The organism is Amycolatopsis sp. NPDC021455, from assembly GCF_040640995.1.
In the GTDB taxonomy this organism is placed as follows: domain Bacteria; phylum Actinomycetota; class Actinomycetes; order Mycobacteriales; family Pseudonocardiaceae; genus Amycolatopsis.
Genome location: NZ_JBFACT010000032.1, coordinates 63,123 through 87,311, shown reverse-complemented (window position 1 = coordinate 87,311; position 24,189 = coordinate 63,123). Strand labels below are relative to the sequence as shown.

Sequence of the window (24,189 nt, the reverse complement as noted above, 5' to 3'; positions counted from 1 at the left end):
GTCAGCAGCTCAGCGCCGCCGCTGGCGGAAATCCGTCACGGCGCTGGGTGCGTGGGGCCCGGCCGGGGCGGACACGTAGACTGCGAGGTCGTGAGCCTCACCCTCGGTATCGTCGGCCTGCCCAACGTCGGCAAGTCCACCCTGTTCAACGCGCTGACCCGCAACGACGTGCTCGCCGCGAACTACCCGTTCGCGACGATCGAGCCGAACGTCGGCGTCGTGCCGTTGCCGGATCCCCGGCTGGACAAGCTGGCCGAGCTGTACAAGTCGGAGAAGACGGTCCCGGCTGTGGTGTCCTTTGTGGACATCGCGGGCATCGTGAAGGGCGCGTCCGAGGGTGCCGGGCTGGGCAACAAGTTCCTCGCGAACATCCGTGAGGCCAACGCGATCTGCCAGGTCATCCGCGTGTTCGACGACCCCGACGTGGTGCACGTCGACGGCCGGATCGACCCGTCGAGCGACATCGAGACGATCAACACCGAGCTGATCCTCGCCGACCTGCAGACCCTCGACAAGGCGCTGCCGCGGCTGGAGAAGGAAGCCCGGACGAAGAAGGAGAACAAGCCCGCGCTGGACAACGCCCAGAAGGCGAAGGAGATCCTCGACGCCGGGCGCACGCTCTTCCAGGCGCAGAAGGAAGTCGACTTCGACGCGCTGCGCGAGCTGAGCCTGCTGACGACGAAGCCGTTCCTGTACGTCTTCAACGCCGACGAGTCGGTGCTCACCGACGACGCGCGCCGCGAGGAGCTGACGAAGCTGGTCGCCCCGGCGGACGCGGTGTTCCTCGACGCGAAGGTCGAGGCGGAGCTGTTGGAGCTGGACGACGAGGAGTCGGTGCGCGAGCTGCTCGAGTCGGTCGGCCAGCCGGAGCCGGGGCTGTACTCGCTGGCCCGCGCGGGCTTCCACACGCTGGGCCTGCAGACGTACCTGACGGCGGGCCCGAAGGAGTCCCGCGCGTGGACGATCCCCCAGGGCGCGACGGCCCCCCAGGCGGCGGGCGTCATCCACACGGACTTCGAGCGCGGTTTCATCAAGGCGGAGATCGTCTCGTACGACGACCTGATGGAGGCGGGCTCGATGGCGGCGGCCCGCGCGGCGGGCAAGGTCCGCATGGAGGGCAAGGACTACGTCATGGCCGACGGCGACGTGGTCGAGTTCCGCTTCAACGTCTGAGTGAGCGTCAACTACTGACTGTTGTTTTCATTGGGCGCAGGATATACTGCGCCCAATGAAAGCTTCGCCGAGCCTTCTGCCGCTGCTGCGTTCGCGCATGCAGGGCGAGCTGCTCGCGCTGGTGCTGCTGCACCCGGAGCGCGAGTACAGCATCACCGAGCTCGCGGAGGCTTGCGCTGTCACGCCGACGGCCGTGTTGCGCGAGGTCGAACGGCTCGTCGCCGGCGGCATCCTGGAAGACCGGCGGGTGGGCCGCAGCCGGCTCGTCAAAGCCCGTACGGACACTCCGCTCTACCGGCCGTTGAGCGAGGTCCTCGCGGTCACGTTCGGGCCGATGCCGCTGCTCGCCGAGGCGCTTTCCGGCCTGGCGGGCGTGCGTGAGGCCTACATCTACGGGTCCTGGGCCGCGCGCTACAGCGGCGAGCCGGGACCGCCGCCCGGTGACGTCGACGTCCTCGTCGTCGGCTCGCCCGACCCGGACGCGCTCTTCGACCTGGCCGAGGGCGTGTCGCGACGGCTGGGCCGGGAGGTCAACGTCCACCGGATCTCGCCGTCGTCGTGGGCGGCGAGCAGCAGCACCGATCCGTTTCTCACCAGCGTGCGTGAGCGTCCGCTGATCCCGCTGCCTCTCGAGCAGGAGACCCGATGACCCGGTGGAACCAGGGCCGCGCGACGATCGACGCGCTCATCGCGCGCGGCGCCCTCGAACACGTCCCGGCTTCGCGCGAGGCCGCGGAGGCGGAGCTGGCCAGGGCCCGCACGCACGTCGCTTCGGCGCGGCAGCTGCTGGATTCGGATCCGGAAGGCGCCTACACGCTGGCGTACGACGGAGCACGCCGTGCGCTGGCGGCCGTGCTGCAGAACCAAGGCCTGCGTGCGACGAGCCGTGGTGGCCACGTAACCGTCTACGAAGCGGTCCTCGCGCAGCTCGATCCGCCGCTCGGGTCGCTTCTGCGTCCCTTCAACCGGATGCGGGCCCGGCGCAACGAAGTCGCCTACCGTTCTTCCGAGGCGCCCGCGGTGACCGCCGAGGACGTGACGGCCGACGTGGCGAAGGTCGAGGATCTCATCGGGCTCGCCGAGAAGACGATCCCGAACATGTCCCGCTACTGATCGTGGGCGACGCTTCGACCCGTCCGCTCACGCCGAACGAACGGACGACACTGGACACAACGGACGACACTGGACACGCTGCTCGCGGCGGACTTCCCCGGTGCGGTGGAGCTGCGGGCGCAGGCCGCCACGGCCCGGGTGACCGGTCGCTGCGGCTGCGGTTGCCCGAGCATCAATCTGGAAGTCGACCGGACCCTGCCGGTCGCGGTGGTCGCCGACGCCCCGGTCGCGGTCGAAGCCGACGTGCCCGGTGGCGGGCTCATCGTTTTCGCCGAGGAGGGGCACCTGTCCTGCCTGGAGTACTGGTCTACCGGTGACGAGCCACCGGCGGCCTTTCCGCCGCCCGACCGGATCCGGGTCGGGTGATGACGAAAACGCCGCTGCCCTGAAGCGGGGCGGCGGCGTCGCTGTCAGCCGAGCAGGCCCGGCAGGGCGATGGCGATCAACACCACCGCGGGGGCAAGAGCGTTGATCCAGGCGCGCTGGGCGGCGGTGAGAGTGCTGTTCACGGGTGTTCCTCACAGGGTGAAACCGATGCTTCCGCAGGAACAGCGCGCCGATCATGCCCGGCGTTAGCCTCTGTGATCGAACTCTCAACCGTCCAGGTGACGGCGGTTGCGGGCGGTGAACCAGAGCACACCGCCGGCCGCCGCCACCATCGATGCGAACGCCGCCGTTCCGACCACGATTGCCTGGGTCATGTCTTGTCTCCCTCCCGAAGATTCCGGTAACCGAGAGACGTCAAACCCCCGGAAAAGTGCACTCAGCGTTACCGAGATCACAGTCCCGAGATGACCGAGTCGATCTGGGCCGCCAAAGAAAAGTCCTTCTCCGTCAGGCCGCCCGCCGAGTGGGTGCTGAGCCGGAAGGTCAGCGTGCGCCAGCGGATGTCGATGTCCGGGTGGTGGTCGGCGGCCTCGGCGAGTTCCGCCACCCGGTTCACCACTTCGATCGCCTGCGGGAAGCTCGCCAGCTCCACCTCCCGGGAGATCACCGATCCGGAACGCGTCCAACCGGCACCCAACCGTCCGTCGGCCTCGGAGTCGCTCAAGATTTCCGTCATGTCTCCATGGTCGTCCGTCCTCGACTACGCTGCACCTTTGCCACGGGAGTCCGGTGAGCCGGGCTGAGAGGCGGGTCACCCGCGACCGTTCGCACCTGACCGGATCATGCCGGCGATGGGAGGGCTCGACCTCCTCGTCCGGCGAAGTGCAGGAGGGTAGATGAAACGCAGGGCTGCGACGGCCATCGCCGTCGTCGGCGCCGTCGCCGCGGGATGCTCGCTGTCGAGCGGTGACGGTGGCTCGCAGCAGACGCCCACCGTCACCCTCGTCACGCACGATTCCTTCCTGGCGCCGCAGGACGTGCTCGACGCGTTCCAGCGGCAGTCCGGCATCAAGATCTCCGTGCTCAAGCAGGGCGACGCCGGATCGCTGACCAACAAGCTCGTGCTGACGAAGGCCAACCCGATCGGCGACGTCGCCTACGGTGTCGACTCCACCTTCGCTTCCCGCGCGCTCACCGAGGGCGTCTTCGAGCCCTACACCAGCCCGGAGGCCGACCGCGGGCCGCAGCGCTACGCCGTCGACCCCGAGCACCGGCTCTCCGCGGTCGACGTCGGCGACGTCTGCGTCAACGTCGACACGAACTACTTCACCGCCAAGGGGATCCCGGCGCCGTCGACCTACGACGACCTGGCCGACCCGAAGTACAAGGACCTGCTGGTCGCCGAGGACCCGGCGACGGCGTCGCCCGGGCTCGCCTTCCTGCTCGGCACCATCGCGAAGTTCGGCGACAGCGGCTGGAAGGACTACTGGGCCAAGCTCAAGGCCAACGGCGTCAAGGTGGTCAGCGGCTGGGAAGAGGCCTACACCAAGCAGTTCTCCGGCTCGTCCGGCAAGGGGCCGCGCCCGATCGTCGTCTCGTACGCGTCCTCACCGGCCGCCGAGGTCGGCGACGACGGCAAGCCGCGCACGAAGGCGCTGCTCGACACCTGCTACCGGCAGGTCGAGTACGCCGGCGTGCTGGCGAACGGCAAGCAGGCCGAGAACGCGCGCAAGGTCGTCGACTTCCTGCTCTCGCAGCAGTTCCAGGCGACCGTCGCGGCCAACATGTACGTCTACCCGGCGCGCCAGGGCGTCGACCTGCCCGCGGGCTGGGCGCAGGTGGCGCCGCTGCCGCAGAAGCCGCAGACGCTGCCGCCGGACCAGGTGCAGGCCGGACGCGAGAAGTGGATCGACGAATGGCGCACGCTCCTGCAGTGACATCCGGGCCTCCGCCCCGGGCCGGGGGCTCCGCCACCCGGAACCCCCGAAAAGCAGCAGTCCTGGCCCCGCCGCGGACTGCCCGCGGGCTCGGCCTGGCGCTGCTCGGCCTCGCACCGATCGGCTTCCTGGTCGTCTTCTTCGCCTGGCCGGTGGTGGCGATCGTCGGCCGCGGGTTCGCCGCCGGCGGACTCGACGTCGTGCTCGGCGACCCGCGGACCTGGCAGCTGGCCTGGTTCACCGTCGCGACGGCGGCCGCGTCGACGGCCGTGGCGGTGCTGGCCGGGCTGCCGGTCGCGTTCCTGCTCGCGCGGGTGCGGCTGCCCGGCGTCGGCTTGGCGCGGACGCTGGTGCTGGTGCCGTTCGTGCTGCCGACGGTCGTCGTCGGGCTCGCGTTCCGCGCGCTGTGGCCGGACGGCGGCGTGCTGCCGATCGTGCTGGCCAACGCCTTCTTCAACGTCGCCGTCGTCGCGCGGACCGTCGCCGGGCTGTGGGCGCGGCTGGATCCGCGGACGGCCGACGCCGCCCGCGCGCTGGGCGCCTCGCCGTGGCGGGCCTTCCGGTCGGTGACGCTGCCCGCGCTGGCGCCCGCCATCGCGTCGGCCGCGGCCGTGGTGTTCCTGTTCTGCGCCACCAGTTTCGGTGTCGTCCTGATCCTCGGCGGCGCCCGGTACCGGACCCTGGAAACCGAGATCTACCTGCGGACGGTCGACCTCCTGGACCTCTCGGGCGCGGCGGCGCTGTCGCTGATCCAGTTCGCGGCCGTGGTCGCCGCGCTGGTGCTCGGCGGGCTGGCACGGCGGCGCAAAGAGGGCGCCAGGATCGGCTCCGGCGGTGTGCGGCGGCCGAGAGGTGGCGAGTGGTGGGTCGTCGGGGCCGCCGGCGTCGTGCTGGGACTGCTGCTGACGCCGATCGTCGCGCTGCTCGCCGAGTCCGTGTCCACTGAGGACGGCTGGAGTCTCGCCGGTTACCGGGCGCTCACGAGCACCGGGGAGAAGGGCGCGTTGCAAGTGTCCGGCTGGGACGCCGCGCTGAACTCGCTGAAGGTGGCCGTGGACGCGACGCTGCTGGCGATGGTGGTCGGCGTGCTCGCGTCCGTGGTGCTGGTGGCGCTGCGCCGGTCCGCCACGAAGGCCGCGCGTGGGCTCGGCGAGACGATGGACGCCGTGCTGATGCTGCCGCTCGGGGTGTCGGCGGTGACCGTCGGGTTCGGCTACCTGGTGACGCTCGACGCGCTGCCCGGCGACCTCCGGACGTCGCCCTACCTGGTGCCGCTGGCTCAGGCGCTGGTGATCATCCCGCTGGTCGTGCGGATGGTGCTGCCGGTGCTGCGCGCGGTCGACGTCCGGCTGCGGCAGGCCGCGTCGACGCTCGGGGCGAGCCCGCTGCGGGTGTGGCGGGAGATCGACCTGCCGCTGACGCTGCGTCCGCTGGTCGCGGCCGCGGGGTTCGGGTTCGTGGTGGCTCTCGGCGAGTTCGGCGCGACGAGCTTCCTCGCCCGGCCGACGGCGCCGACGCTGCCGGTCGCGGTCGCGACGCTGATGGCGCGCCCGGGAGAGCTGAACAACCAGATGGCGTACGCGGCCTGCGCGCTGCTGATGCTCGTGACGGTGCTGGCGGTCGCGCTGATCGACCGGCTCGGGCGCGGCGGGGTGGGAGAGTTCTGATGGCGCTGTCGGTGCGGGACCTGACTGTCCACTATGGATCATTCGCGGCCGTGCGCGATGCCCGGCTGGACATCGCCGACGGCGAGGTCCTGGCGCTGCTCGGCCCGTCGGGCTCGGGGAAGTCGACGCTGCTGCGCGCGATCACGGGACTGGAACCGTCGGCGCGCGGCTCGGTGAGCTGGGACGGCGAGGACCTCGGCGCGGTGCCGGTGCACCGGCGCGGGTTCGGCCTGGTGTTCCAGGACGGCCAGCTGTTCGCCCACCGCGACGTCGCCGCGAACATCGCGTTCGGCCTGCGGATGCACGGTGTGCCCCGGGCGCGGTGGGCGCCGCGCGTGGCCGAGCTGCTGGAGCTGGTCGGCCTTTCCGGTTTCGAGAAGCGCCGGGTGACCGAGCTGTCCGGCGGCCAGGCCCAGCGGGTGGCGCTGGCGCGGGCACTGGCACCGAAGCCGCGGCTGCTGTTGCTGGACGAGCCACTGTCCGGTTTGGACGCCGGGTTGCGCGAGCAGCTGGCCATCGATCTGGCGGACCTGTTGCGGCGCAGCAAGATCACGGCGCTGCTGGTGACGCACGACCAGGAGGAGGCGTTCACGCTGGCCGACCGGGTCGCGGTCCTGGACGCGGGCGAGGTCCGCCAGGAGGGCGCGGTCCGCCGCGTCTGGCGCAACCCGGCGGACGACGGCGTGGCCCGGTTCCTGGGTGTCACGACGTTCACCGACGGCGTCGCGGCGGGCGGAGTGGTCCGGACGGCGCTGGGTGAGGTGGCGCTGCCGGACGTCGACGACGGCCCGGTGCGGCTGGGGTTGCGGCCGCACGCGCTACGGGTCGCGGTTTCCGGGGTGAGCGGTGAGGTGGTGGCCGCGGTCCACCGCCGGGAACACGTACGGCTGGTGGTACGCCTGACTGAGTCCACTGTGGACGCAGTGGCCCCGGCGGCCTCGGACCTGCGCACCGGGGACACAGTGCGGCTCACGCTCGACCCCGACGGCCTCGCGGTGGTGGGGCGCCCAAAGCCGTGAAGGCCTCCTTACCGGCTCTTATGGCCGGTAAGGAGGCCTTCACGGACCTTGGCCTCAACCATCGCGGGTGGAGAGGCGTGCGTAGGCCAGTGAGAGGCCGATCACGATGTAGCACGCCGCGCGCAGGGCGCCCTCGCCCAGCATCTGCGTGCCCATCGGGTCCTGCAGGACCTCCGCCGGTGCCAGCGACCAGTTCTGCGTCAGCAGGAACGGGTGCAGCCAGTCCAGCGACGTCAGGAACCCCAGGATGGTGAACACGATGTCGCCGGCCAGGACCGAGGCCACCACCAGCATCGGGTGTTCCGTCCAGCTCGAGATCGCCAGCGCCACCGCGCCGACCGCCCACAGCTGGAGCACCACCCAGCCCGCCATCAGCAGGATCCGGGCCAGCGCGCCACCCAGCGACAGCGTGGTGCCCGACAGCGTGAACAGCGAGTCCGTGCCGTTGATGATCAGGCCCGTCACCACGCCGGTGACGCACATCGCCAGCACCGAGACCACCGACACCGTCGCGACGCCGAACGCCTTCACCGCCAGCAGGCGGCCCCGGCCCACCGGGGCGATCAGCCAGCCGCGCAGCGTGCCGTGCGAAGTCTCGCCCGCGATCGCGTCCGCGCCCGCCATGGCCGACGCCAGCGGCAGCAGCAGCGCCAGTGACATCACGATCGCCGCGATCGGCAGCACGAACGCGTTGTTCACCGCGGACGCCAGCAGCGCGCCGTCGGGATTCGGTCCGCCGGCGTCGGGTGTTCCGCTCACCAGCGTCAAGCCGATGCCGATGACCACCGGGATCAGCGCCAAGAGCCCGAGCACGGCCAAAGTACGCGGCCGCCGGAAGATCCAGCGCAGCTCCGCGGCCAGCAGCCGGGTCAGCGGCACCGTGTCGTGGCCCGTGCGGGCCGCCGGTGCTTCGAGAACCGCCGTCATTCCGACCCCTCCGTCAGCCGCGCGAACAGGTCTTCCAGCCCGGTGCGGGCCCGCGTCGCCTCGTGGACCGCGACCCCCGCGCCCACCAGGACCTGCAGCACCCGCGGCGCCTCGGTCGCCGTCAGGTCCGCGCGGACGCCGTCCGGCGTGAGCCGCGCGCCGATCCGGTTCTCCCGCAGCACTTCCACCGCCTGCTCGGCGTCCGGCGTGCGGACCAGCAAGGCCGCGTTCCCGGACTCCAGCAGCTCCGCCAGCTCGCCTTGCGCGACGACGTTGCCGGCCTGCAGCACGGCCACGTGCGTGCACGTCGCCTCCACCTCGGCCAGCAGGTGCGACGACACCAGCACGGTGACGCCCTCGGCGTGCAGCTCGGCCATGATCCTGCGGATCTCCCTGGTACCCGCGGGATCGAGACCGTTGGTCGGCTCGTCGAGCACGACCATCTTCCGCGGCACCAGCAACGCCGAAGCGAGCCCCAGCCGCTGCTTCATGCCGAGCGAATACCCCTTGTACCGCCGCCGCGCCGCGCCGGTCAGCCCGACGCGTTCCAAAGCGGCGTCGACGGCGCGGGGGATCCCGGCCGACGTCAGGCGCGGTTCCGCCGCGGCGAAGCGCAGCAGGTTGTCACGCCCGGACAGGAACGGGTGGAAGCCCGGCCCTTCGACCAGCGCGCCGACGTCCGGCAGCGCGTGCGCGGCGGCGTCCGGCATCGGACGCCCGAGCAGCTCGACCTCGCCCTCGGTCGGCCGGACCAGGCCGAGCAGCATCCGGATCGTCGTCGTCTTGCCCGAGCCGTTCGGCCCGAGCATGCCCACGACCGCGCCCGCCGGGATGTCGAGGTCGACGTGGTCCACCGCGACGGTGCCGCCGTAGACCTTGCGCAGCCCCCGCGTGCGCGCTGCCAGCGGGACCGCCGGGGCGGACGCCTCCGAAGAGACCTCCGCCCCGGACTCGACAGCCGTGCTGGTCACTTCTGACCCAACGCTTCGTACAGGACCTGCTCCGGCACCGCACCGGCGGCGAACCGGCCGTCGTCGGTCAGCACGGCGGTGCCGACCTTCGTGGTGAAGAGGTAGCCGCTGCCCCACGCGCCGCTGACCTTCTTGCCGAACCGCTCGAGCAGCGCCTTCGGGTCGGCGTTGGCTCCCCGGCCCTCACGGCCGGACTGCTGCTTCGGCGCCGCGTTCAGCGCGTCCGCCGGCACCTTGCCCGTGACGACCGTGTCCCAGCCGTCGCCGACGAGCTTGGTGTCCTGCTTGGCCTGCTCGGCCAGGTCCTTGGTCTGCTGGTCGACCTTCGGCGTCTTCTCCTGCACCTTGGCGCCCTTCGGCGGGGTGAAGGCGAAGAGGTCGGCGGGCTGCTGGGTGAACTCGACCTCGGTGAACGCGACCTCGAGCGCCGGCGTCGCGGTCCCGTTGCTCAGCACCGACACGCGCAGCGGCATCCGCGTCTGCGAGTCGACGGCGACGCGGATCTCGCGCAGCAGCGTCCGCTCGGTCGGCTTCGGCGTCAGGACCAGCTCGTACGCCGGCCGGTTCGCGACGGTCGCGGTGCCGTCGACGGACACCGTGCTGCTCTCGCGGACCTTCGCGAGCAGTTCCGTCGAAGCCGCGATCGGGTCGGGCGTCTTCTCGCTGCCCGCGCCGTGCTGCTTGGCCACGTCGGCCGGGATGGTCAGCTTCGTCGCGGTGTTCGTCCGGGAGCTGTAGTCCCAGACCGTCGTGCCGTCGTGGACCACGGTCTCCTGGCTGGCCCCCTGCGTGACGGCCAGGCGGCTCTTGCCCGCGCCGTCGCTGAAGACGTGCGCCGAATCCATGTTCAGCGCCGACGCCCCCGGCAGCGCGTTCCCCACCGCGGGCAGCCCCAGGTCGTTGCTGACCTTCACCGTGCCGTCGAACGCGCCCGGCTTCGCCTTGACGACCGACTGCACGAGCTCCTCGGCGCTGATCTGCGGCAGGGCCGGCTTGTCGTCGGCGCTGGCCGGCATCGCGACGAACGCGAGCCCGCCCGCACCGAGCGCGGTCCCGACGACCGCGGCGGTGATGCCCTTCGTCTTCGGTTTCATGCGTCTCTCCCTGTGGTGTTCCCGGGCTCGAGTGTGCCCGGCTCCCTGGCCACGACGCTTCCCTCTCGAGGCTGAGATACCCCTGAAGGTTCTCCCTCCCAGGCTGAGATCGCGCTGAGAACCCACGCACGACCTGCGCGAACCGGCCATGATGAGTCTCGTGAAACCTCGGGTGCTGGTGGTCGACGACGAACCGGGCGTGCGCAAGGCCCTGCAGCGCGGGCTGCGCGCGGAAGGCATGGACGTGGTCACCGCCGCGGACGGCCCCAGCGGGCTGCAGCTGGCGAGCACGGGCTCGTTCGACGTCGTGCTGCTCGACATCATGCTGCCGGGCCTGTCCGGCTACCGCGTGCTGGAACGGCTGCGCAAGGACGGCGTCACGACGCCGGTGCTGCTCGTCTCGGCCAAGGACGGCGAGATCGACCAGGCCGACGGCCTCGACCTCGGCGCCGACGGCTACCTCGTCAAGCCGTTCTCCTTCGTGGTGCTGGTCGCGCAGGTCCGCGCGGTGCTGCGGCGCGCCGGGCCGGAGGCCGGCCGCGGCACCCTGCGGCTCGGCGCGCTGGAGGTCGACCGCGGGCTGCGGCAGGTGCACTGGAACGGCGCGGAGGTCGGGCTGAGCCCGCGCGAGTTCGCGCTGCTCGACGTGCTCGTCGGGCGGGCGGGCACGGTCGTCACGAAGGACGAGCTGCTGCGCGCGGTCTGGGGCGAGGAGCAGGCCGTGACCCGCAACCTCGTCGAGGTCTACGTCGGTTACGTGCGGCGCAAGCTCGACGCGGTCGGCGCCGGCGCGCTGCTGCGGACCGTGCGCGGGCACGGCTACCTGGCTTCCGACGCGGAGCTCGACGAGGTCATCACCCCGTGATCCCGTGGTGGCGGGGTCGGTCCCTGCAGGTCCGGATCACCGTGCTGGCCGCGACGATCACCCTGGGCTGCCTGCTCGGGCTGGCGGCACTCGCCGCGTCGAGCCTCTCGCCGCTGCTCATCGACTCGGTCGACCGCGAGCTGACGAGCGCGCTCGGCCCGGCCGGTGCCGAGGTGAGCGCCGGCCGGCCGCTGTCCGGCGCGGCCCCGGTCACGCTGCGGGTGCTGGACATCGCGGGTACTCCGGTGGACGGCGGTGCCCCGGCCGGGCTCGGTCCCGCGGACGTTTCGGCGCTCAAGGCGGGGCAGCCGGTGCAGCGCGACGGTGCGCGGTACCTCGGCACGGTCGTCAGCGCGCCGGACGGTGCGCAACGGCTGGTCGTCGCCGGCGCCGGTCTCGTCGGGTTCGCCGCCGCGGTGCACTACGGCGGGGTGTGGCTGGTGGTCGTCGCGTCCATCGGCGCGCTGGTGGCGGGCTTCGCGACGTGGCTGGTGGTGCGGCTGGCGCTGCGGCCGGTCGCGCGCATGCGCGGCTCGGTGCGGTCGCTGCCGCCGGGAGCGCGGCTGGCGCTGCCGGACTCGCACGACGAGCTGCGCGCGCTCGCGGAGGAGTTCAACGCCCTGCTCGAGCGGCAGGAGCAGGCGAGCGAACGGCTGCGGCGCTTCACCGGCGACGCCGCGCACGAACTGCGGTCCCCGGTCGCGTCGATCCGGGTGCAGGCCGAGGTGGCCGTCGCCAACCCCGATCCGGAGCTGGCGCAGGAGACGCTGTCGGACATCCTCACCGAGGCCGAGCGGCTGTCGGCGCTGCTGGACGGGCTGCTGTCCCTGGCCCGTTCGGACGCGGGGGAGGTGCCGCAGGCGGAGCCGGTCGAGCTGGTCAGCGAGGTCCGCGCGGCGGTGGCCCGGCTGCCGGCCGGGGTGGCGGAGACGCGGGTGAGCAACGCGGTCCCGCAGGCCTGGGCGTCCGCCGCGCACGCCGAGGTGGAGCTGGTGCTCGACAACCTGCTGCGCAATGCGTGCCGCTACGCGCGCGGCCAGATCGTCGTCTCGGTGCTCGCGTCCCGCTCGACGGTGCGGGTGGTGGTCGACGACGACGGCCCCGGCATCGCCCCGGAACACCGGGAGAAGGTGTTCGACCGGTTCTACCGGATCGCCGACGACCGCGCCCGGTCCTCGGGCGGCACCGGGCTGGGCCTGGCGATGGTGGCCGAGACCGTCCGGCGCCGGGGAGGGTGGGTCCAGGTGGCCGAGTCCCCGGACGGCGGCGCGCGGTTCGTCGTCGTCTGGCGGGCGGTCCCCGGCGAGGCTTCCGGGTAAGTTCCGGGACTGTGAACGCTGTGATCGTGGGAGCCGCCTTGGTGCGTGACGGCAAGCTGCTGGCCCAGCAGCGGGCGTGGCCGCCGAAGCACGCCGGGCAGTGGGAACTGCCCGGCGGCCGGGTCGAGGAGGGGGAGTCCGAAGCCTTCGCGCTGGCCCGGGAGTGCGGCGAGGAGCTGGACGTCGTCGTCGAGGTCGGCGACCGCGTCGGCGAAGACGTCCCGCTGCCCGGCGGGAAGGTCCTGCGGATCTACGCGGCTTCGCTCGTTTCGCCGGGGGAGGAGCCGCGGGCCGTCGAGCACCAAGCCGTGCGCTGGCTCGGGCCCGACGACCTCGACGACGTCGACTGGCTGCCCGCCGACCGGATCCTGCTCCCGGCCTTCCGCGAGCTCCTCGCCTAGGTCCGTGAAGGCCTCCTTCCCGGCCATAAGAGCCGGTAAGGAGGCCTTCACGGCTTTTCAGCACGCGCCGATCATCCGCAGCGCCGCGTCGAGCCGGTGGGAACCGCGCTCGCGAGCGCGTTCCGCTCCCGCCTTGCGCACCCGGTCCAGCTCCGCGACGTCGTCGAGCAGCGTTAACGCTCGTTCACGCAGTGGTCGCAGCTCCTCGACCACGGCGTCGGCGACCGCGTCCTTCACCGCTCCGTACGACGAGAACTCCTCCGCCAGGTCCGCCGGTGAGCCGCCCCGGCACGCGGCCAGCATCTCCAGCAGGTTCGCCATGCCCGGGCGGGTGTCCGGGGCGTGCACCGGCACCGAGCCGCCGTCGGTGACCGCGCGGCGGATCTTGCGGCGGACCTGGTCGGGTTCGTCGAGGACGAACACCACGCCCGCGGCGTCCCGCGTCGACTTCGACATCTTGCGCGTCGGGTCGGTCAGGTCCTTCACCCGCGCGCCCGCGGGCGGGAGCACCGCCTCCGGGACGGTGAACACCTCGCCGTAGGTGCTGTTGAAGCGTTTCGCGAGGGTCCGCGTCAGCTCGACGTGCTGACGCTGGTCCTCGCCGACCGGCACCTCGTCCGCGCCCTGCAGGAGGATGTCCGCGGCCATCAGCGCCGGGTAGGTCAGCAGCGACAGCCGCACGCCGGCCTGGCCTTTGGATTTCTCCTTGAACTGGATCATCCGCGCGGCCTCGCCGTAGTTGCAGGTGCACTCCAGGACCCAGGTCAGCGCGCCCAGCTCGCGGGCCAGGTCGGACTGGACGAACACCCGCTCGGGATCGATGCCGGCGGCGATCAGCACCGCCAGCTGCTCGCGCGCCAGGGATCGGAGTTTGGCCGGGTTGTGCGGGGTCGTCATGCCGTGCAGGTCGGCGACGAAGTACAGGTCGTCCGCGCCGCCCTCGCGAGCCCAGCGGCGGACCGCCCCGAGGTGGTTGCCGAGGTGGACGTGACCCGACGGCGTGATGCCGGACAGCTTGCTCATGTGTCGACCTTTCCGAGGAGGGACCACCCCGGAGAAGGCACGAAAAAGGCCGCCCGTCCGGGGCGGCCGCTGGTGATCAGCGCAGGACTGGGACGGCCGCCGAGGGCGGCCACCAGCTGGACGTCTGCGCGTGCATGGCGCCGACTATAGCCCGGTCCGTCACCACTTCGCATCGTCCGGACGCGCGAGCGCGCGAACGGAGTTACGGTCATGACATGTATGTCGTCCTGCTGAACTACACGGCCCCGATCGAGGAAATCGACTACGCGCTCCCGGACCACGCCGAGTGGCTGAACAAGCAGTACGAGCACGGCCACTTCCTGGCGTCCGGGCGGCGGAACCCGCGCACCGGCGGCGTGATCATCACGCGGCCGATGTCCCGGGGGAAGCTCGACGCGATCCTGGCGTCCGACCCCTTCTGCGTGAAGCACCTCGCGCAGTACGAGGTCATCGAGTTCTCGCCGACGAAGACGGCGCCGGAACTCAGGCAGATCAACGAGGCCGTCCCCCACTGAGCCATCTCAAAGCTAGGCGGCCAGGTCCAGCTTCGCCTTCTTCAGAGCCAATACCGGGCACTTCTTGCAGCGCGGCTTCGACCGGCAGCACTTCTTCTTGACTTTGCCGGCCTTCATCAGCTTGCGCACGACCTTCCGCGGGTCGTCCGGCTTCTTGCCCACGCGCATGCTCCCTCGGCTCGGCGACGCTCACCGGGTATCCACGTTAGGTGAGCCTAACCGATCCGGGGGCGTGGGACTGCTCACATGGGGGTGCCAGGTATCCTTGGTGAGGTCCGCGTGTGACCAGAGCCGGTCACCTGTGCTCGGGTCATACACAGCCCCTGACGGGCTTGCGCGGCCATCCAACCCTTGAAGTTCAGGAGTTCTCGCGTGCCCGCAGCCAGCGCTACCGTCGAAACCGGCCGGCCGACCGGTAAGACCCGGCCCGACCTGCGCAACGTCGCGATCGTCGCCCACGTCGACCACGGCAAGACGACCCTCGTCGACGCGATGCTCCGCCAGTCCGGCGCCTTCGCCGAGCGCGCCGAGGTCGTCGACCGCGTGATGGACTCCGGGGAGCTGGAGCGCGAAAAGGGCATCACGATCCTCGCGAAGAACACCTCGATCCACCGCCAGACGCCCGAGGGCCAGGTGACGATCAACGTCATCGACACCCCCGGCCACGCCGACTTCGGCGGCGAGGTCGAGCGCGGCCTGGCCATGGTCGACGGCGTCGTCCTGCTGGTCGACGCGTCCGAAGGTCCGCTCCCGCAGACCCGGTTCGTGCTGCGCAAGACCCTCGAGGCCGGCCTGCCGGTGATCCTGCTGGTCAACAAGACCGACCGGCCGGACGCCCGGATCGCCGAGGTCGTCGAGGAGACCCACGACCTGCTGCTCGAGCTGGCCAGCGACATCGAGGACGCCGACCACGACGCGATCCTCGACCTCCCGGTCGTCTACGCCTCCGCGCGCGCCGGCAAGGCGAGCCTGGAGCAGCCCGCCGACGGCGAGATCCCCGAGAGCGAGAACCTCGACCCGCTGTTCGACACGCTGCTCCGGCACGTGCCGCCGCCCGCCGCGGACCTCGACGCGCCGCTGCAGGCGCTGGTCACCAACCTCGACGCGTCCAACTTCCTCGGCCGCATCGCGCTGATCCGCATCCACGCCGGCAAGCTGCGCAAGGGCCAGACCGTGGCCTGGATGCGCGCGGACGGTACGACGCAGAACGTCCGCATCTCCGAGCTGCTGGTCACCGAGGCGCTCACCCGCGTCCCGGCGACCGAGGCGAGCGCCGGTGAACTGGTCGCCATCGCGGGCATCCCGGACATCACCATCGGTGACACCCTCGCCGACTCCGAGAACCCGGTCGCGCTGCCCCGGATCACCGTCGACGAGCCCGCGATCTCGATGACCATCGGCGTCAACACCTCGCCGCTGGCAGGGCGCAACGGCGGCGACAAGGTCACCGCGCGGCTGGTCAAGGCCCGCCTGGACCAGGAGCTGATCGGTAACGTCTCGATCCGCGTCCTGCCGACCGAGCGCCCCGACACCTGGGAGGTCCAGGGCCGTGGCGAGCTGGCGCTGGCCATCCTCGTCGAGCAGATGCGCCGCGAGGGCTTCGAGCTGACCGTCGGCAAGCCGCAGGTGGTCCTGCGCACGATCGACGGCAAGCTGCACGAGCCGTTCGAGCGCCTCTACATCGACTCGCCGGAAGAGCACCTCGGCGCGATCACGCAGCTCCTGGCCGCCCGCAAGGGCCGCATGGAGGACATGAGCGGCAACGGCACCGGCCGGATCAAGCTGGAGTACGTGCTCCCGTCGCGCGGCCTGATCAGCTTCCGCACCGACTTCCTCACCGAGACCCGCGGCACCGGCATCGCGAACCACGTGTTCGAGGGCTACTTCCCGTGGGCGGGCGAGATCCGCACCCGGCACAGCGGCTCGCTGGTCGCCGACCGGTCGGGCCCGGTCACCGCGTACGCGATGATCCAGCTGGCCGACCGCGGCACCTTCTTCGTCGAGCCGGGCGCCGACGTCTACGAGGGCATGGTCGTGGGCGAGAACCCGCGCTTCGAGGACCTCGACATCAACATCACCAAGGAGAAGAAGCTGACCAACATGCGTCAGTCCTCCGCCGACGTGATGGAGACGCTGGCCCGCCCGCGCAAGATGGGCCTGGAAGAAGCGCTCGAGTTCTGCTCGGTCGACGAATGCGTCGAGGTCGCGCCGGAGGTCGTCCGGGTCCGCAAGGTCACCCTGGACGTGAATACGCGTGCCAAGGAGCGTTCGCGCGCCAAGAGCCGCGACAACGGCTGAGCCTTCCGAAAGCCGAAAGAGCCTCCCGGTGTGTTCCGCCGGGAGGTTTTTTCGTTTCCGGTCCGCCACGCTGGGTAGAGTGGTGGAGGACCCGGCGTCACGAATTCCGCCGTTCTTCTCCTTATATCTTTATAGGGGCTTCGACGGCGTCGGAACCTGGTGGTCACCACCGAGGTGAACCTTTCTCGTGTCCGGCCCGTGTTCGTTCCGCCGTTCCGGAACAGTCCGGGAACCCGGACGGTGGCCCGCGCGTCCTTTCCCGTAGCGGCACCACGGGGGGCCGGGCCCGGCCGATCCGGGTATGGGAATCTCGGTTCCGGCGGCGAAGGCGGTCGTGGGAGCATGGCTGCCCCGATCGGCGGAATCTGGGAGGAACAGGGCGTGCGGGTGAATCGCAAGGCGGTGCCGGTACTGGCACTCGCGGCCGTGCTGCTCACCGCCTGCTCCAACACCCCGCCGCCCCCGGTCGTCTCGTCGTCGGTCGCGCCCGCGTCCACCACCGGCAAGACGCCGTCGCAGATCGTCGTCGGCGTCGACGACGTGCTCGGCGGGTACAACCCGCACAACCTCGCGGACTCGTCCCAGGTGACCTCCGCGCTGTCGCAGCTGCTGCTGCCCTCGGTGTTCCGCCAGAAGGACGACGGCAGCACCCAGCTCGACAAGAACCTGATGAAGGCCGCGCAGGTGATCTCGCAGCAGCCGTTCGTGGTCGCCTACGACATCCGGCCCGACGCCTCCTGGTCCGACGGCGCGCCCATCGCCGCCGAGGACTTCGACTACCTGCGCACCCAGATGCGCGACCAGCCCGGCGTGATCGAGCCCGCCGGGTACCGGCAGATCACCGACCTGCAGTCCCGCGAAGGCGGCAAGCGCGTCGAGGTCACCTTCGCCAAGCCGTACCCCGGCTGGCGGACGCTGTTCTCGGACCTGCTGCCCGCCCACCTGCTCAAGGACGCGCCCGACGGCTGGCGGGGCGCGCTCGCGTCGAACTTCCCCGCGGTCGCCGGGCCGTTCTCGATCAAGAGCATCGACACCGCCCGCGGCGAGGTCATCCTGGAGCGCAACGAGCGCTACTGGGAGAAGCCCGCGGCGATCGACCGGATCGTCCTGCGCCGCGCGGACCAGAACACCCTGCTGCTCGCGCTGCAGAGCGGCAACGACCAGTTCGCGCTGGCCAGGACGACCGGCGACGAGCTCAAGCGGCTCGGCGACCTCGGCCCGGCCGTCAAGCTGCACACCGTGGCCCGACCGGTGGTGGCCGGCGTGCTGCTGCGCCCGGTCAGCGCCACGCTGCGGGACAGCCAGGTCCGGGCCGGTGTGGCCGCGCTGATCGACCGCGGCAAGCTGATCGCCGAAGGCGCCAACGGCGGCCCGTCGTCGACGCTCCACGCCGATGCCCAGGTGAAGGCGCCATCGGAGGCCGGGTACGCGGCGACCATCCCGCCCGGCCCGCCGACCGCGCCCGACGTCGCGAAGGCCGAAGAGTCGCTGAAGGCGGCCGGCTACGCCAAGACCGCGGGCACCTGGCGCAAGAACGGCAAGGCCCTTTCGCTGGTCATCGCCTCGCCGGGCACCCAGGAGCCGTACGCGACGATCGCCAAGGAGCTGACCGCCGAACTGGTCGCGCAGGGCATCGAGGTCAGCCCGATCACCCCGCAGCCGCGCGACCTGTTCGGCGGCCTGCTCGCGATGCCGGTCGTCGACGGGGTCCAGCAGCCCTCCGGCGACTCGGCGGGCAACGTCGGCATCGACATCGCCGTCGTCCCGCAGGCGGTCGGCGGCGACACGGCGTCGGTGCTCGCGTCGACCTTCGGCTGCCGCCCGGAGCAGACCGCCGCGGGAACGGACAAGACCAAACCGATCGTTCCGGGCAATTCCGCCGGGCTCTGCGACCCGGCGATCCAGCCGTCGATCGACGCGGCGCTGTCCGGATCGACGCCGATCGCGGATGCGCTCACCACTCTTGAGCCTGAACTTTGGCGTCAGAACGTGGTAATCCCGTTGTTCCAATTGGCTGACACCTTGGCGATCGGATCGGGCATCTCCGGCGTCACGCCCGGTCCTCCGATGGTGGGCCCGTTCGGGTCGGCGGTGAACTGGACTCGCGGCCCGAAGTAATCGCTTGGCTACGCATTCAGTACTACCGGGTGATCTTCACCAACGCGTTCGAGTGGGAGCATGTGAATCCATGAGGTAACCGTCGTATTTCCGGACGTCGACTGGATGTCACCCTTTGGTCACGATCGACCCTGAACTGGTGACTGTCGGTGCTTTTCCTTTCTAGCGTGCTCCCGCAGTGCGCCAGTTGAGTGTCGCTTGGCGTGTCGTAGGCTCCGGCACCAAACCGGAGCGGTGTGGGTCCTTGTCACAATTCAAGGGCTCAGTGCTAGGAGGGCACACTTCATGAGGAGAACCAAAGCAGTCTCCGCCTTGTCGCTCGTCGCGGGCGCTTCGCTGCTGCTGAGCGCCTGCAGCGGGAGCGACTCGGGCTCGGGCAGCACCGACCAGAACGGGTCGTCGGTCGACGTCAAGGCGATGGCGGTCGGCAAGGCCGAGCAGGGCGACACGTTCAAGCTCGCGGACGTCAAGGGCTGGGACGGCACGATCACGGTCGGGATCGACGACGGGTACTCCGGGTACAACAACCAGACCCCGGACACCAACAGCTCGTACAACACCTACGTCCTCACCGCCGTCCTCGAAGACGCGTTCGTCCTCGACGGCAACAACAAGATCCTGCTCAACAAGGACATCCTCGACTCGGTCGACGTGACCTCCAAGAGCCCGCAGGTCATCACCTACAAGATCAAGCCGAACGTCAAGTGGTCGGACGGCGAGCCGTTCGACTGCAAGGACTTCTACCTGGCGTGGCTCTCGGAGAGCGGCCAGGCCAAGGGCACGGACGGCAAGAACCCGTTCACCGCCGCTTCGACCACCGGCTACGACAAGATCAGCAAGGCCACCTGCAAGGACAACCTGACCCTCGAGACGGACTTCACCGAGCCGTACCTCGACTACAAGGGCCTGTTCAGCGGCGTCCAGATCCTGCCGGCGCACATCCTCGAGAAGCAGACCGGCATCGCGGACATCACCAAGCTCGCGCCGAACGGTGACCCGGCCCAGCTGTCCAAGGCCGGCGACTTCTGGACGAACAAGTGGAAGGGCTTCGACAAGGCGCTCATGCCGGCTTCCGGGCCGTACATGATCGACTCGTTCGACGCCAACCAGAAGGCCGTCACCCTGGTCAAGAACCCGCAGTGGGCGGGCGGCAAGGGTGGCCCCTCCAAGATCGTGGTCCGCGCCATGGAAGACACCAAGGCCATGGCGACCGCGCTGCAGAACGGTGAGATCGACGTCGCGGCGTCGACCCAGCCGGACGCGACCGCGGCCACCACGATGAAGGGCCTCGCGGCGCAGGGCGTGACCTACGGTTCGGCTCCGCAGCTGACCTACGAGCACCTCGACCTGCAGTTCAACCGCATGTTCAAGGACGACGCGCTCCGCAAGGCGTTCTTCGAGGCGGTCGACCGCAAGCCGATCGTCGACAAGCTGCTCAAGGAAGTCCAGGCCGACGCGGCCCCGCTGAACTCGATCGTGTTCTTCCAGGGTGAAGAGGGCTACACCGACCTGTACGGCAGCAAGGCGGGCCTCGGCCCGGAGGCGGCGGCCAAGACCCTGTCGGACGCCGGCTGGGTCAAGGGTGCCGACGGCATCTTCGCCAAGGGTGGCCAGCGCGCTTCGTTCAAGATCACGCACAACCAGAACGCGCGTCGCAGCCAGACCGTCGAGATCATCATCTCGCAGGCCAAGGCGGCCGGCATCGAGGTCAAGGACGAGACCGACGCCAACTTCCTCAAGGGTGGCCGCGTCTCGACCGGTAACTACGACGTCGCGCTGTTCGGCTGGTCGTCGGCGCCGTTCAAGTCGCAGTCGCGTTCGATCTACGTCTGCCCGAACAACGGTGGTGACCAGAACTACCAGAACCTGTGCGACTCCAAGATCGACGACGCGTTCAAGACCGCGGTGAGCGCGACCGACGAGCAGGTGAAGCTGCAGGCCTACCAGGCGGCCGACAAGGCCATCGCGGACAAGTACGCGACGATCCCGCTCTTCCAGACGCCGAGCATGTGGGCGTTCAAGGGCATCGACCGCGTGTACATGCAGTCCTACAACGGTGTGCTGTGGAACGCCGGCGAGTGGGAGCAGAAGAAGTAGGGTCCGCCCTGCGACTTCGTTCCCCTCGCTCCAGATGACCTGGGGGTACCGGGGTCCGGCCACGAGCCGGGCCCCGGTACCCACCAGAAGTAGCTGTTGACCGTAGGGTTACCCCCACTACGGTAGACAACCGGGTAGCGGTCCAGCGCACTTCTGAAGACCAGGCCCGGATGAGGAGCAGTTCGTTGAACCTGGTGATCTACATCCTTCGCCGCCTGGCGATATCGATTCCCGTCCTGGTGGTCGGGACCTTTTTGTCGTTCGTGATGGTCGCCGCCACCGGTGACCCGCTCGGCGAGCTCCGGCACAACCCGAACATGAACAAGGAAGCCATCGACGCCCTCTCCCACAAGATGGGCCTGGACCAGGGCATCGTGCCGCGCTACTTCTCGTGGCTCGGGCACTTCCTCTCGGGTGACTGGGGTACGTCCATCGCGCAGGGCAACGCGCTGCAACCCGTCGCCCCGAAGGTGATGGCCGCCTTCGCCGTCACGTTCAAGCTCGTGGTCGGCGCCGAGATCCTCGCGCTGATCATCGGCATCATCGTCGGTGTGCTCGCCGCGGTGAAGCAGTACTCGATCGTCGACTACATCGCCACCACGCTGGCCTTCCTGCTGTTCTCCATGCCGATCTTCTGCGTGGCGATCGTGCTGAAGAACTACGCGATCGAGATCAACGGCTGGGTCCGCGACCTCGGCCTCCAGGACGTGCTCGGCAACCCCTGGTTGCGGACCACGAGCCCGGAGCAGCTCAAGACGGACGGAGTCGGCGACTTCATAGCCAGCACCATCGGCGCGTACCTGCTGCCGGTGCTGTCCATCATGGCGATCAGCTTCGCGGCGTACAGCCGGTTTCAGCGGGCCTCGATGCTCGAGGTCCTGGGCTCGGACTACGTCCGGACGGCGCGGGCCAAGGGCCTCGCCAACGGCCGGGTCATCTTCCGGCACGCGTTCCGGAACGCCCTGATCCCGGTGACCACGCTGTTCTCGGTGAACTTCGGCTCGGTGCTCGCCGGTGCGATCATCACCGAAACCGTGTTCAACTGGCACGGTATGGGCACATTGCTGGTGGAAGCCGTCTCGAAGAACGACACTCAGGTGATGATGGGCTGGCTCGTGGTCATCGCCACCAGCGTGATCGTCGCCAACCTGATCGCCGACATGATGTACGGCATCCTGGACCCGAGGATTCGCGTTGGCTGACTTGAACTCCCTCGTCGCGAGCGAGGCCGCGACCGCCGACGGCACGCTTCCGCCGGAGGCTCTGCCCGAGGCCCGGAGCCAGGGCAAGCTGGTGCTCCGGAAGTTCCTGCACCACAAGCTGGCCATGGCGTCGACAGCGGTGCTGGTGCTCATCGTCCTGATCAGCATCATCTTGCCGATCTTCTGGAAGCACAGCTACGAGGACAGCTCGTTCCCGTCGTTCGCCAAGCCGAGCGCCGAGTTCCCGCTGGGCACCACCCAGGTCGGCAAGGACATGGTGTCGCAGATCCTGCGCGGCACCCAGTTCTCGCTGCTGATCGCCCTCACCGTGTCGATTCTGTCGACGGTCGTCGGCGTCGTCCTCGGCGCCATGGCGGGCTACCTGCGCCGGTTCACCGACTCGGCGGTCTCGCGGGTGACGGACCTGTTCCTGATCATCCCGCAGATCGCCGCGGCGGCCATCCTGGCGAAGGTGTTCGGGAGCGGCTCCTGGTACATCGTCGCCCTGGTGCTGGCGGCGTTCGGCTGGATGCAGATCGCCCGGATCACCCGCGCCGAAGCGATGTCGCTGTCCCAGCGCGAGTTCGTCGACGCGGCTCGTGCCTCGGGTGCCGGAACGTTCCGGATCATTTTCAAGCACCTGGTGCCGAACATGGTCGGCAGCATCACGGTCAACGCGACCCTCGCGGTCGCGCAGGCCGTGCTGGCGGAAGCCGCGCTGTCGTTCATCGGCCTCGGTGTCCAGCTGCCGGACACTTCGCTCGGCCGCGTCATCCTGGAGAACTACGCCCAGCTGCAGACGCGGCCGGCGCTGTTCTTCGGCCCGTTCATCGTGCTCGTGCTGATTTCACTGACGATCAACTTCATCGGTGACGGTCTCCGCGACGCCTTCGACCCGCGCCAGCGGAGAATGAAGGCCTGAACGCGCGACGCGGGGGTGACCGGTTCCGGTCACCCCCGCGTTCGTCTTTCGGGCGGGGGGATCGCCGGACCTGGGGGTTTCGGATGAATCTCGTGCTCTACGTGCTGCGCCGGCTGGCCATCTCGGTGCCGGTCCTGCTGGTCGGCACGTTCCTCTGCTTCGTCATGGTGGCCAACACGGGCGACCCGCTCGGGGAGCTGCGCAGCAAGCCGGGGATCGACGCGAAGGCGATCGCCGACCTCGAGCACCGGCTCGGCCTCGACCAGAGCGTCGCCGCCCGCTACTTCACCTGGCTCGGCCACTTCCTGAGCGGCGACTGGGGCACCTCCATCGCCCAGGGCAACGCCCTCCAGCCGGTGGCGCCGAAGGTGATGGCGGCGTTCCGCGTGACGCTCGAACTGGTGCTGGCGGCGTCGGTGCTGGCGCTGGTCTTCGGCGTGCTGGTCGGGGTGCTGGCCGCCGTCAAGCAGTACTCGATCTGGGACTACATCGCGACGACGCTGGCGTTCCTGATGTTCTCGATGCCGATCTTCTGCGTCGCGATCGTCCTGAAGGGCTACGCGATCCGCGCGAACATCTGGGTGCGCGAACTGGGCCTGTCGGACGTCCTCGGCGACCCGTGGCTGCGCACGACGAGCCCGGAGAGCCTCTCGGCGACCGGCGTCGGCGACGCACTCGCGAAGTACGTCGGCGCGTTCCTGCTGCCGACGCTGTCGATCATGGCGATCACGTTCGCCGCGTACAGCCGGTTCCAGCGGGCGTCGATGCTGGAGGTCCTGGGCGCCGACTACGTCCGCACAGCGCGCGCCAAGGGCGTCTCGAACAGCCGCGTGATCTGGCGCCACGCGTTCCGCAACGCGCTGATCCCGGTGATGACGCTGTTCTCGGTCAACTTCGGCGCCACGGTGACGGGCGCGATCATCACGGAGACGGTGTTCAACTGGCACGGCATGGGCACGCTGCTGGTGGAGGCGGTCAACAAGAACGACCCGCAGGTGCTGATGGGCTGGCTGGTGGTGATCGCGGCGAGCGTGGTGATCGCCAACCTGGTCGCGGACCTGCTCTACGGCATCCTGGACCCCCGCATCCGCGTCGGCTGACGCCGGCACCCGAACGCCCCAATGTGGCGTTGGTTGCGCTCAACGCACCCAATGTGGCGTTGGTTGCTCCTCCCATGCCCCCACCACCGCCCTCAACGGAG

General features: G+C 70.0%; 23 protein-coding genes and 1 riboswitch. Of the genes, 17 read left to right on the top strand and 6 right to left on the bottom strand.

The genetic code is table 11. From position 1 onward, the window contains the following. The first annotated feature begins 90 nt into the window (after positions 1–90). The 4 genes from ychF to AB0G28_RS29565 all read left to right on the top strand — a co-directional run bounded on the left by ychF (position 91) and on the right by AB0G28_RS29565 (position 2,652). Entirely contained in the window at positions 91–1,173 is a 1,083-nt protein-coding gene (gene ychF, locus AB0G28_RS29580; RefSeq protein ID WP_361096063.1) for a redox-regulated ATPase YchF, read from the top strand. 55 nt (positions 1,174–1,228) lie between these two features. Then, positions 1,229–1,822: an ArsR family transcriptional regulator gene (locus tag AB0G28_RS29575; RefSeq protein ID WP_361096060.1), complete on the top strand. Its 594-nt coding sequence runs from the start codon at positions 1,229–1,231 to the stop codon at positions 1,820–1,822. After that, positions 1,819–2,286, top strand: a complete 468-nt coding sequence (locus AB0G28_RS29570; RefSeq protein ID WP_361096057.1) for a hypothetical protein — start codon at positions 1,819–1,821, stop codon at positions 2,284–2,286. The genes AB0G28_RS29575 and AB0G28_RS29570 overlap by 4 nt, the downstream gene beginning before the upstream one ends. Before the next feature lie 105 nt (positions 2,287–2,391). Further along, a complete protein-coding gene (locus AB0G28_RS29565) occupies positions 2,392–2,652 on the top strand; it encodes a hypothetical protein (protein WP_361096054.1) in 261 nt (86 codons plus the stop codon). A gap of 412 nt (positions 2,653–3,064) precedes the next feature. On the opposite strand, the gene AB0G28_RS29560 is transcribed toward AB0G28_RS29565, so the two are convergent. After that, the gene (locus AB0G28_RS29560) at positions 3,065–3,349 is read right to left on the bottom strand and encodes a 4a-hydroxytetrahydrobiopterin dehydratase (RefSeq protein WP_361096051.1); all 285 of its coding nucleotides are present in this window, start codon (positions 3,347–3,349) and stop codon (positions 3,065–3,067) included. A 32-nt stretch (positions 3,350–3,381) separates the two neighbouring features. Beyond that, positions 3,382–3,487: riboswitch (TPP riboswitch) on the top strand. Between the two features lie 22 nt (positions 3,488–3,509). On the opposite strand from AB0G28_RS29560, the gene AB0G28_RS29555 reads away from it, so the two are divergent. From AB0G28_RS29555 to AB0G28_RS29545, 3 genes are all read left to right on the top strand, one after another. Further along, positions 3,510–4,550: a thiamine ABC transporter substrate-binding protein gene (locus AB0G28_RS29555; protein ID WP_361096048.1), complete on the top strand. Its 1,041-nt coding sequence runs from the start codon at positions 3,510–3,512 to the stop codon at positions 4,548–4,550. 101 nt (positions 4,551–4,651) lie between these two features. After that, entirely contained in the window at positions 4,652–6,217 is a 1,566-nt protein-coding gene (locus AB0G28_RS29550; protein ID WP_361096098.1) for an iron ABC transporter permease, read from the top strand. Next, positions 6,217–7,236: an ABC transporter ATP-binding protein gene (locus tag AB0G28_RS29545; RefSeq protein ID WP_361096045.1), complete on the top strand. Its 1,020-nt coding sequence runs from the start codon at positions 6,217–6,219 to the stop codon at positions 7,234–7,236. Before AB0G28_RS29550 ends, AB0G28_RS29545 begins: the two co-directional genes overlap by 1 nt. 54 nt (positions 7,237–7,290) lie before the next feature. Here the strand turns inward: AB0G28_RS29545 and AB0G28_RS29540 are convergent, their stop codons facing one another. From AB0G28_RS29540 to AB0G28_RS29530, 3 genes are read right to left on the bottom strand one after another with little or no spacing between them, the layout of a single operon-like run. Continuing rightward, positions 7,291–8,163 (bottom strand): ABC transporter permease subunit, encoded by an 873-nt coding sequence (locus AB0G28_RS29540; protein WP_361096041.1) that lies wholly within the window; start codon positions 8,161–8,163, stop codon positions 7,291–7,293. Continuing rightward, positions 8,160–9,134, bottom strand: coding sequence for an ABC transporter ATP-binding protein (locus AB0G28_RS29535; RefSeq protein WP_361096038.1), 975 nt, complete (start codon positions 9,132–9,134; stop codon positions 8,160–8,162). Before AB0G28_RS29535 ends, AB0G28_RS29540 begins: the two co-directional genes overlap by 4 nt. Beyond that, complete coding sequence (locus AB0G28_RS29530; RefSeq protein ID WP_361096035.1) at positions 9,131–10,228, bottom strand: outer membrane lipoprotein carrier protein LolA; 1,098 nt, start codon at positions 10,226–10,228, stop codon at positions 9,131–9,133. The genes AB0G28_RS29535 and AB0G28_RS29530 overlap by 4 nt, the downstream gene beginning before the upstream one ends. 148 nt (positions 10,229–10,376) lie before the next feature. Between AB0G28_RS29530 and AB0G28_RS29525 the strand changes: the two genes are divergently transcribed. The 3 genes from AB0G28_RS29525 to AB0G28_RS29515 are packed head-to-tail and all read left to right on the top strand — an operon-like array spanning position 10,377 to position 12,813. Beyond that, positions 10,377–11,093 carry a response regulator transcription factor gene (locus tag AB0G28_RS29525; protein ID WP_361096032.1) on the top strand — a complete coding sequence of 239 codons (717 nt, stop codon included), beginning with the start codon at positions 10,377–10,379 and terminating at the stop codon, positions 11,091–11,093. Further along, on the top strand, positions 11,090–12,412 hold the full coding sequence (locus tag AB0G28_RS29520) for a HAMP domain-containing sensor histidine kinase (RefSeq protein ID WP_361096029.1): 1,323 nt from the start codon (positions 11,090–11,092) through the stop codon (positions 12,410–12,412). Before AB0G28_RS29525 ends, AB0G28_RS29520 begins: the two co-directional genes overlap by 4 nt. An 11-nt stretch (positions 12,413–12,423) precedes the next feature. Continuing rightward, the gene (locus tag AB0G28_RS29515; RefSeq protein ID WP_361096026.1) at positions 12,424–12,813 is read left to right on the top strand and encodes an NUDIX domain-containing protein; all 390 of its coding nucleotides are present in this window, start codon (positions 12,424–12,426) and stop codon (positions 12,811–12,813) included. Positions 12,814–12,870: 57 nt separating this feature from the next. On the opposite strand, the gene trpS is transcribed toward AB0G28_RS29515, so the two are convergent. Continuing rightward, positions 12,871–13,836 carry a tryptophan--tRNA ligase gene (gene trpS / locus AB0G28_RS29510; RefSeq protein WP_361096022.1) on the bottom strand — a complete coding sequence of 322 codons (966 nt, stop codon included), beginning with the start codon at positions 13,834–13,836 and terminating at the stop codon, positions 12,871–12,873. A gap of 215 nt (positions 13,837–14,051) precedes the next feature. Here trpS and AB0G28_RS29505 point away from each other — a divergent pair, with 215 nt between their 5' ends. Further along, entirely contained in the window at positions 14,052–14,351 is a 300-nt protein-coding gene (locus AB0G28_RS29505; protein ID WP_361096019.1) for a YciI family protein, read from the top strand. A 12-nt stretch (positions 14,352–14,363) separates the two neighbouring features. Here the strand turns inward: AB0G28_RS29505 and AB0G28_RS29500 are convergent, their stop codons facing one another. After that, positions 14,364–14,513 (bottom strand): hypothetical protein, encoded by a 150-nt coding sequence (locus AB0G28_RS29500; protein WP_020641186.1) that lies wholly within the window; start codon positions 14,511–14,513, stop codon positions 14,364–14,366. Positions 14,514–14,723: 210 nt separating this feature from the next. Here AB0G28_RS29500 and typA point away from each other — a divergent pair, with 210 nt between their 5' ends. The 6 genes from typA to AB0G28_RS29470 all read left to right on the top strand — a co-directional run bounded on the left by typA (position 14,724) and on the right by AB0G28_RS29470 (position 24,088). Next, complete coding sequence (gene typA, locus AB0G28_RS29495) at positions 14,724–16,649, top strand: translational GTPase TypA (protein WP_361096016.1); 1,926 nt, start codon at positions 14,724–14,726, stop codon at positions 16,647–16,649. Positions 16,650–17,030: 381 nt separating this feature from the next. Further along, positions 17,031–18,767 carry an ABC transporter family substrate-binding protein gene (locus tag AB0G28_RS29490; protein ID WP_361096095.1) on the top strand — a complete coding sequence of 579 codons (1,737 nt, stop codon included), beginning with the start codon at positions 17,031–17,033 and terminating at the stop codon, positions 18,765–18,767. Positions 18,768–19,052: 285 nt separating this feature from the next. Further along, positions 19,053–20,864 (top strand): ABC transporter family substrate-binding protein, encoded by a 1,812-nt coding sequence (locus AB0G28_RS29485; protein ID WP_361096013.1) that lies wholly within the window; start codon positions 19,053–19,055, stop codon positions 20,862–20,864. A 185-nt stretch (positions 20,865–21,049) separates the two neighbouring features. After that, entirely contained in the window at positions 21,050–22,066 is a 1,017-nt protein-coding gene (locus AB0G28_RS29480; protein ID WP_361096010.1) for an ABC transporter permease, read from the top strand. Continuing rightward, on the top strand, positions 22,059–22,988 hold the full coding sequence (locus AB0G28_RS29475) for an ABC transporter permease (protein WP_361096007.1): 930 nt from the start codon (positions 22,059–22,061) through the stop codon (positions 22,986–22,988). Before AB0G28_RS29480 ends, AB0G28_RS29475 begins: the two co-directional genes overlap by 8 nt. Positions 22,989–23,071: 83 nt before the next feature. After that, the gene (locus AB0G28_RS29470; RefSeq protein ID WP_361096004.1) at positions 23,072–24,088 is read left to right on the top strand and encodes an ABC transporter permease; all 1,017 of its coding nucleotides are present in this window, start codon (positions 23,072–23,074) and stop codon (positions 24,086–24,088) included. Positions 24,089–24,189 lie beyond the last annotated feature (101 nt).